General features: G+C 70.0%; 7 protein-coding genes. 6 read left to right on the top strand and 1 reads right to left on the bottom strand.

Features of this window, described 5'->3' with window-relative positions; all coding sequences use genetic code 11:
* Nucleotides 1–60: 60 nt before the first annotated feature.
* The 3 genes from WBP48_RS03320 to WBP48_RS03310 all read left to right on the top strand — a co-directional run bounded on the left by WBP48_RS03320 (nt 61) and on the right by WBP48_RS03310 (nt 2923).
* Nucleotides 61–558, top strand: coding sequence for a DUF3817 domain-containing protein (locus tag WBP48_RS03320; RefSeq protein ID WP_424436061.1), 498 nt, complete (start codon nt 61–63; stop codon nt 556–558).
* On the top strand, nt 555–2138 hold the full coding sequence (guaA, locus tag WBP48_RS03315) for a glutamine-hydrolyzing GMP synthase (RefSeq protein ID WP_424436058.1): 1584 nt from the start codon (nt 555–557) through the stop codon (nt 2136–2138). Before WBP48_RS03320 ends, guaA begins: the two co-directional genes overlap by 4 nt.
* A 182-nt stretch (nt 2139–2320) precedes the next feature.
* Complete coding sequence (locus WBP48_RS03310; protein WP_424436055.1) at nt 2321–2923, top strand: GNAT family N-acetyltransferase; 603 nt, start codon at nt 2321–2323, stop codon at nt 2921–2923.
* 181 nt (nt 2924–3104) lie between these two features.
* Here the strand turns inward: WBP48_RS03310 and WBP48_RS03305 are convergent, their stop codons facing one another.
* Entirely contained in the window at nt 3105–4022 is a 918-nt protein-coding gene (locus tag WBP48_RS03305; protein ID WP_424436052.1) for a Bax inhibitor-1/YccA family protein, read from the bottom strand.
* 165 nt (nt 4023–4187) lie between these two features.
* On the opposite strand from WBP48_RS03305, the gene WBP48_RS03300 reads away from it, so the two are divergent.
* The 3 genes from WBP48_RS03300 to WBP48_RS03290 all read left to right on the top strand — a co-directional run.
* Nucleotides 4188–5270 carry a glycerophosphodiester phosphodiesterase family protein gene (locus WBP48_RS03300; RefSeq protein ID WP_424436049.1) on the top strand — a complete coding sequence of 361 codons (1083 nt, stop codon included), beginning with the start codon at nt 4188–4190 and terminating at the stop codon, nt 5268–5270.
* A 4-nt stretch (nt 5271–5274) separates the two neighbouring features.
* A complete protein-coding gene (locus WBP48_RS03295) occupies nt 5275–6219 on the top strand; it encodes an ABC transporter ATP-binding protein (RefSeq protein WP_424436046.1) in 945 nt (314 codons plus the stop codon).
* Between the two features lie 89 nt (nt 6220–6308).
* Nucleotides 6309–7336, top strand: a 1028-nt coding sequence (locus tag WBP48_RS03290; protein ID WP_424436064.1) for an ABC transporter permease, incomplete at its 3' end; no start/stop codon positions are given.

The raw sequence follows: 7336 nt of genomic DNA, 5'->3' as shown, positions 1-7336 counted from the left end.
GGGATGCCGCGGCCGGCGCCGCGCCGCCGCGTCACGACCCTGGCGACTAGACTGGAGCGCATGCCGCAGCCGAAACTCGCCTCGTTTCCGGCGATTCGCGGGGCGCTGAGGTTCTACCAGATCGCATCGGTGATCACCGGCGTCATGCTGCTGTCGCTGTGCGCCGAGATGGTCGTGAAGTACGCGTTGGGGTACGAGTTGTTCCTCGGCGGGTCCGGTGGCTTCCTCTGGTTCGCGCCCGTCGTCGAGACCGCGACCGGTCACGAGTCCACGGGCGACGGGGTGAATCTGTCCCTCGGCATCCTCATCGCGCACGGCTGGTTCTACGTCGTCTACCTGTTCGCGTGCTTCCGCGTGTGGAGCCTCATGCGCTGGGGATTCCTGCGGTTCGTCATGCTCGCGCTCGGCGGCATCGTGCCGCTGCTGTCGTTCTTCATGGAGGCCCGCGTCGGCCGCGAGGTGAAGGCGTACCTCGCGGCGCGCGAGGCGGACGAACTGCACTCGCGCGCCGAGCACTCCTCCCTGACCCAAGAGATCCCCACGGAGAACAAGCGGTGACCACCGAGACCGAGACCGCGCAGCGCCCCGTCCTCGTCGTCGATTTCGGCGCACAGTACGCCCAGCTCATCGCCCGCCGTGTGCGCGAGGCCGGCGTGTACAGCGAACTCGTCCCGCACACCGTGACGGCCGCCGAGGTCGTGGCGCGCGAGCCGCTCGCCCTCATCCTCTCCGGCGGACCGTCGTCGGTGTACGAGCCGGGCGCGCCGTCACTCGACCCGGAGGTGCTGCAACTCGGCATCCCGACTCTGGGGATCTGCTACGGATTCCAGATCATGGCTCAGCAGCTCGGCGGCGAGGTCGCCAACACGGGGCTGCGCGAATACGGCGCAACGGATGCCGTCGTGGCGAACGACGGGGGAGTCCTGCTCGGCGGCCAGCCCGCGCAGCAGAACGTGTGGATGAGCCACGGCGACCAGGTCGCCCGCGCTCCCGAAGGGTTCGACGTGCTCGCGTCGACCGCCGCGACCCCGGTGGCGGCGTTCGGCAACGCCGAGAAGTGCTTCTACGGCGTGCAGTGGCACCCCGAGGTCAAGCACTCCGACTACGGCCAGGACGTGCTGGTGAACTTCCTGCACAAGGCGGCGGGCCTGGCAGCGGACTGGAACAGCGGCAACGTCATCGCCGAGCAGGTCGCGCGCATCCGTTCGCAGGTCGGCGACGGACGCGTGCTGTCCGCGCTGTCGGGCGGCGTCGACTCGGCCGTCTCGACGGCGCTCGTGCACGAGGCCGTCGGCGATCAGCTGATCGCCGTGTTCATCGACCACGGCCTGCTGCGCAAGGGCGAGCGCGAGCAGGTCGAGCAGGACTACGTGGCATCCACCGGGGTACGCCTCATCACCGTCGACGCCCGCGAGACGTTCCTGAACGCGCTCGCCGGCGTCAGCGACCCGGAGCAGAAGCGCAAGATCATCGGCCGGGAGTTCATCCGCGCGTTCGAGAAGGTGCAGGCGGAGCTCATCGCCGATGCGGCCGCTTCGGGAGATCCGATTCGGTTCCTCGTGCAGGGGACGCTCTATCCCGATGTCGTGGAGTCCGGCGGCGGATCGGGCACCGCGAACATCAAGAGCCACCACAACGTCGGCGGGCTTCCCGAGGACCTGCAGTTCGAGCTCGTCGAGCCGTTGCGGACCCTCTTCAAGGACGAGGTCCGCGCGATCGGGCGCGAGCTGGGACTGCCACCGGAGATCGTGTCGCGGCAGCCGTTTCCGGGCCCCGGCCTCGGCATCCGGATCGTGGGTGAGGTCACCGCTGACCGCCTCGCGATTCTGCGTGAGGCCGACGCCATCGCCCGCGCCGAGCTGACCGCCGCGGGGCTCGACAGTGAGATCTGGCAGTGCCCCGTCGTGCTGCTGGCCGATGTCCGGTCAGTAGGCGTGCAGGGCGACGGCCGCACCTACGGGCACCCGATCGTGCTGCGCCCGGTCTCCTCGGAGGACGCCATGACCGCCGACTGGACCCGCGTGCCGTACGACGTGCTCTCGCGCATCTCGAACCGCATCACGAACGAGGTCCGCGAGGTCAACCGGGTCGTGCTCGACGTCACGTCGAAGCCCCCGGGGACCATCGAGTGGGAGTGAGTCGAGGGCGCTCCCGCCGGACTCTCTAGTGCCCGGGGGGCTTCGCGATTCGTCTCCTCGGAACAAGAGCGGGGCCCCGCCGCTTCGCGGCACCCCGATTGTCCCGAGGAGACGAATTGCTCCGCCGCGCCCTGTGGGCGGGTGCGGCGGTGCGGCGGGTGCGCGTGGGGTTGAATGGGGGGATGCCGTTTCGCGCGCCTCCAGCATCCGTCACCCTCACGGGGAGTTTCGTCGAACTGCGCCCGCTCGCGCGCGAGCACCACGACGGGCTCGTCGAGGCGGTCACGGAAGGGCGGCTCTGGGAGGCCGCGTGGTACACCTCCGTCCCCGCGCCCGACGGCGTCGCCGCTGAGATCGAACGCCGCCTCGGCCTGCTGGACAAGGGCGAGATGATCCCCTTCACGGCGTTCGACGCCGCCGGGCGCATCATCGGCATGACGACGTACTACGAACTCGTCGCCGACGTGCCGCGGCTGCACATCGGCTACACGTGGAACCGGCCGTCGGCCCACGGCACCGGCACGAACGCGGAGTCGAAGCTCCTACTGCTGCGACACGCGTTCGAGACGCTCGGCGTCTACCGCGTGGGGCTCACGACCCAGTGGGTCAACCACCAGTCGCGCGCCGCGATCGAGCGCCTCGGTGCGAAGCAGGACGGCGTGATGCGCGCCGTCGCGCGCTACCGCAACGGCGCGCTGCGCGACTCGGTCGAGTACTCCATCATCGAGCCGGAGTGGCCGGCCGTCGAGGCGATGATCAGCGCGCGGCTCGCGAAGCGCGGCTGAGGGCGCCCCGGCATCCCAGCATCCATGCTTCGCGCTGTCGAAAGTGGCACGCGCTGCTGTTCTTTCGTTAGCGCGAGCCGCAAACGGCCGCGCGAGTGCGTGGATGCCGCGAAGCAGCAGCCCCGGAAACGCGAAAGGGCCGCCCGGCGAAACACCGGACGGCCCTTCAGCAGTGGTCGGGTCAATTGTTGCCGCGGAGGATGGCGATCATACGCAGGATCTCGACGTAGAGCCAGACGACCGTGACCATGATGCCGAAGGCGCCGAGCCACGCGTACTGGCGGGGAGCGCCGTTGCGGACGCCCTGCTGGATCGAGTCGAAGTCGAGCACGAGCGAGTACGCCGCCATGATCACGACGGCGACACCGATGATCACACCGAGCGGGATGCCGGCGATCCTCACGTCGGACAGCATGCCGAACGGGCCGCCGCTGCCGGCACCGAACGCGCCGAACATCATCAGGACGACGTTGACCAGCGAGAACACGAGGTAGCCGATCATCGCGATCAGGAAGATCTTCGTGGCCTTCGCCGACGCGCGCACCTTGCCGCTCGCGAACAGCGCCAGGGTGACACCGACGACCGACAGGGTCGCGAGCGTCGCCTGCATGACGATGCCCGGCCACATGAACTCGAAGAACGCGGAGATGCCGCCGATGAACAGGCCCTCGAACGCGGCATAGCCGAAGATCAGCGCGGGGCGGACCTTCTTGCGCGAGGTGAAGGTCACGACCATCGCGAGGACGAAGCCACCGAGCGCACCGATGATCCACGGCATGATCGTGGGGGTCGGGTTGGCAGCCGTGACGGGCGCCATCGTCCACAGCCAGCCGGCGACGGCGGTGACGAGGAGGATGCCGAACAGCGCCAAGGTCTTGACGACGGTGTCCTCGACGGTCATGCGACCGGTCTCGACGGCACCGGCGGCGGGGGCGGCGAACGCGCCCTCCAACTGGGCCTGCGCGGCGAGATCGACGGACTGCGCGGACGAAGCGCCGAACTGGGTCTGGGCAGCCGGCGGGGTCAGCCCGGGCCGCTGCGCCGAGCCATGCTCTTGGAACGCGGGGTTGCTGAAAGCGGGGTTGCTGCTCGAGGCCATGGTGGTCTCTCCAATACGAAGGTTGCCGCAGTGAGTACTGCGGAATTCCAGGGTATCGGACGTCGGTTCGCCGCGGCGCGTGTGCCGCTGTGAGCAGGCTATGAAGGCGGCATCCATCCCCGGGTGCGAGGCGAGGGGATGCCGACGGCTCGCTAGCCTGGAATCATGCCTCGCCGCCAGCCGCTGGTCATCGGACACCGCGGCGCGCCGGGCTACCGGCCCGAGCACTCCCGCTCGTCGTACGACCTCGCGCTCGCCCTCGGGGTGGATGCCGTCGAGCCCGACATCGTCTTCACCGCCGATGGCGTGATCGTCGTGCGGCACGAGAACGAGATCGGCACGACGACCGACGTCGCCGATCGCCCGGAGTTCGCGGACCGTCGAACGACGAAGACGATCGACGGGGCCGAGCTCACCGGGTGGTTCACCGAGGATTTCACGTGGGACGAGCTTGCGACGCTGCGGTGCCGTGAGCGGCTGCCGCAGCTGCGCGCCTCGAGCGCGTCGTTCGACGGCGAACAGGCGCCGCTGCGCTTGCGCGATGTGCTCGACCTCGTACGGCAGGCGTCGCTCGACCAGGGGCGGGAGATCGGGGTCGTGCTGGAGATCAAGCACGCGACCTACTTCACGGGCCTCGGCTACGACGTCGCCGGTGCGGTCGCGGCGGAGCTGCGCGACGCCGGCTGGGCCGACGGGCAGCTGCCGCTGTACATCGAGTCGTTCGAGCAGTCGGTGCTCGACGCGGTGCGTGCCCAGGGCGTGCGAGGGACGTACGTGTACCTGTTGGAGTCGGCCGGTCGCCCCTACGACCTCGTCGCCACGCACGGCCATCGCGCACTGACCTATCGTGAGCAGGCGGAGCCCGCCGGCCTCGACGTCCTCGCGGGACAGGTGGACGGCATCAGCGTCGACAAGCGGATGATCCTCGCGCCCGACAAGCTCGGTCGTGCGACCGGCCCGGCATCCGTCGTCGCCGACGCACACGACCGCGGCCTGCGCGTGTTCACGTGGACGTGCCGGCCCGAGAACGCCTTCCTCGTCGGACAGTTCCGGCGCGGGCGGGTGAAGGCGGGGTTCGGCGACTACGAGGCGGAATGGCGCATCATCGCGGATGCCGGCATCGACGGCGTCTTCGTCGACCACCCCGACCTGGGGGTGACGTTCTTCCGGCCCGGTCGCCCCGCGAGGCCCGCAGGGTCGAGTCGAAACGCCGCGACCCCCGCCGGGCGCAGCCGCCGCATAGGGTGAGAGTATGACCGATCTCGGCATCGTCGCGTCGGGAGTGCGCCGCTCGTTCGGCGCCGTCCACGCTGTCCGCGACGTGAACCTCAACGCCCGCGTCGGCGCCGTCACAGGGCTCGTCGGTCCCAACGGCTCCGGCAAGACGACCCTGCTGCTCATGCTCGCGTCGCTGCTCGCGCCCGATGCCGGGACCATCCGCATCGGCGGCATCGACCCCGTGGACGATCCCGCGGCGGCGCGGGCGATCCTGGGCTGGATGCCGGATGCGCTCGGCGCCTGGCCCTCCCTCACCGCTCGCGAGACGCTCGTCATGACGTCGCGGCTGTACGGCATCGACCAGGAGCAGGCGCTCGGGGGAGCGGCGCGGCTGCTCGACGAGGTCGGGCTCACGAACCTCGCCGATGCCCCTGCGCGCGTCCTCTCTCGCGGCCAGAAGCAGCGGCTCGGCCTCGCGCGCGCCCTCGTGCACGACCCGCGCGTGCTGCTGCTGGACGAGCCGGCCTCGGGCCTTGACCCGCAGGCGCGCATCGACCTGCGCATCCTGCTGCGCCGCCTCGCGGCGGAGGGGCGCACGGTCCTCATCTCGAGCCACATCCTCTCCGAGCTCGAGGAGGTCGTGGACGACGCCGTGTTCCTCGTCGAGGGTGCGACCGTCAGCAGCGACCGCGTCGCCGCTGCCGCGACCCGCCGACGCACGTGGCGGCTCCGGCTCGCCGACCGCGAGGCCACCGCCGCCGTCGTCCCCGTCGCGCAGGCACTCGGGCTCGATGCCGCCCTCATCCCGATCGATCGCCGCGATCTGCTCGTCGCGTTCACGAGCGACGCCGACGCGGCATCCGCCCTCGCCGCCCTCGTCGCCGCGGGACTGCCGGTCGCCGAATTCGCAGCCGCGACCGGCATGCTCGAACACACCTTCCTCGACCTCGAGCTCGACCCCGAAGGAGACCGGTCGTGAACGCGTCGCCTCCGATACGAACGCCTCGCCTCCCCGAGGCAGGTTCTCGCGCTCCGTGGCGCGGCAGCGCCCTTGAAAAGCTATGGACGATCGCCCGGCTCGAACTGCTGCAGCGAGTGCGGACGGTGTCGTGGTATGTCCTGCTGGGCGTCTTCGCGCTGCTGCTGATCGGCGTCACGGCGCTCGCGTTCATCGCCTATGGCGGCTGGGGCATGGGCGGTCCCGGCGTCTACTCGATCGTCGTCTACGTCACGCTGCTGCTCGCGCTGCTGGTCTCGCCGACGCTCAGCGGCAACAGCATCAACGGCGACCGGGATGCCGCGACCCTCGCCCCTGTGCAGGTGACGCTCGCAACGACGGGCGAGATCCTGCTCGGCAAGTTCGTCGCGGCGTGGATCACCGGCCTCGCCTTCGCTGCCGTCGCCGCTCCGTTCCTGGTGATCGCGACGCTCGCGGGCGAAGTGCAGCCGTGGACCGTCGTCATCTCCCTGGCCATCCTGATCGTCGAGACCGGGGTGATCGCCGCGATCGGCGTGGCGCTGTCGGGCATTTTGGCGCGCCCGCTGTTCTCCGTGGCCGTCACCTACCTCGTCGTCGCAGCCCTCGCGGTGGGGACGGTCATCAGCTTCGGCCTGATCGGCTCGGCTGTCTCCAGCGAAGCCGTGTCCCTGTCGCGCTCGCCCGAATACGACGCCCAGGGGGCGCCGGTCTGCAAGGACGGAACCGAGGACTGCTGGGAGAACCCGACGCAGATGGTCTGCGGCGAATGGGACCGCACGACCTACCGGACTCCGCGCTTCGATCACGTGTGGTGGATGCTGTCGGCCAACCCCTTCGTCATCCTCGCCGACGCCGCACCCACGCGCTTCGACCGGAACGGAAACCCCGACGACGTGTTCGGCTGGCTGAAGTACAGCGTGCGCAGCGCGCAGCTGACGCCGGACCTGGAGAATCGCTGGGACGGCTGCGACCCGGAGTACTACTTCGGACGGAGCGACTACCCCACGCCGGAAGAGGTCATCGGCAAGACCGTCCCGGGCTGGTTCGTGGGGCTGGGGGCGCAGATCGCGCTCGCCGCGCTGTTGCTGTGGTGGGCGTGGGCGCGCACCCGCACCCC

It is taken from the genome of Microbacterium sp. (genome assembly GCF_049661145.1).
In the GTDB taxonomy this organism is placed as follows: domain Bacteria; phylum Actinomycetota; class Actinomycetes; order Actinomycetales; family Microbacteriaceae; genus Microbacterium.
Note: the sequence above shows the minus strand (reverse complement) of the source record. Positions and strands in the feature narration are given on the sequence as shown.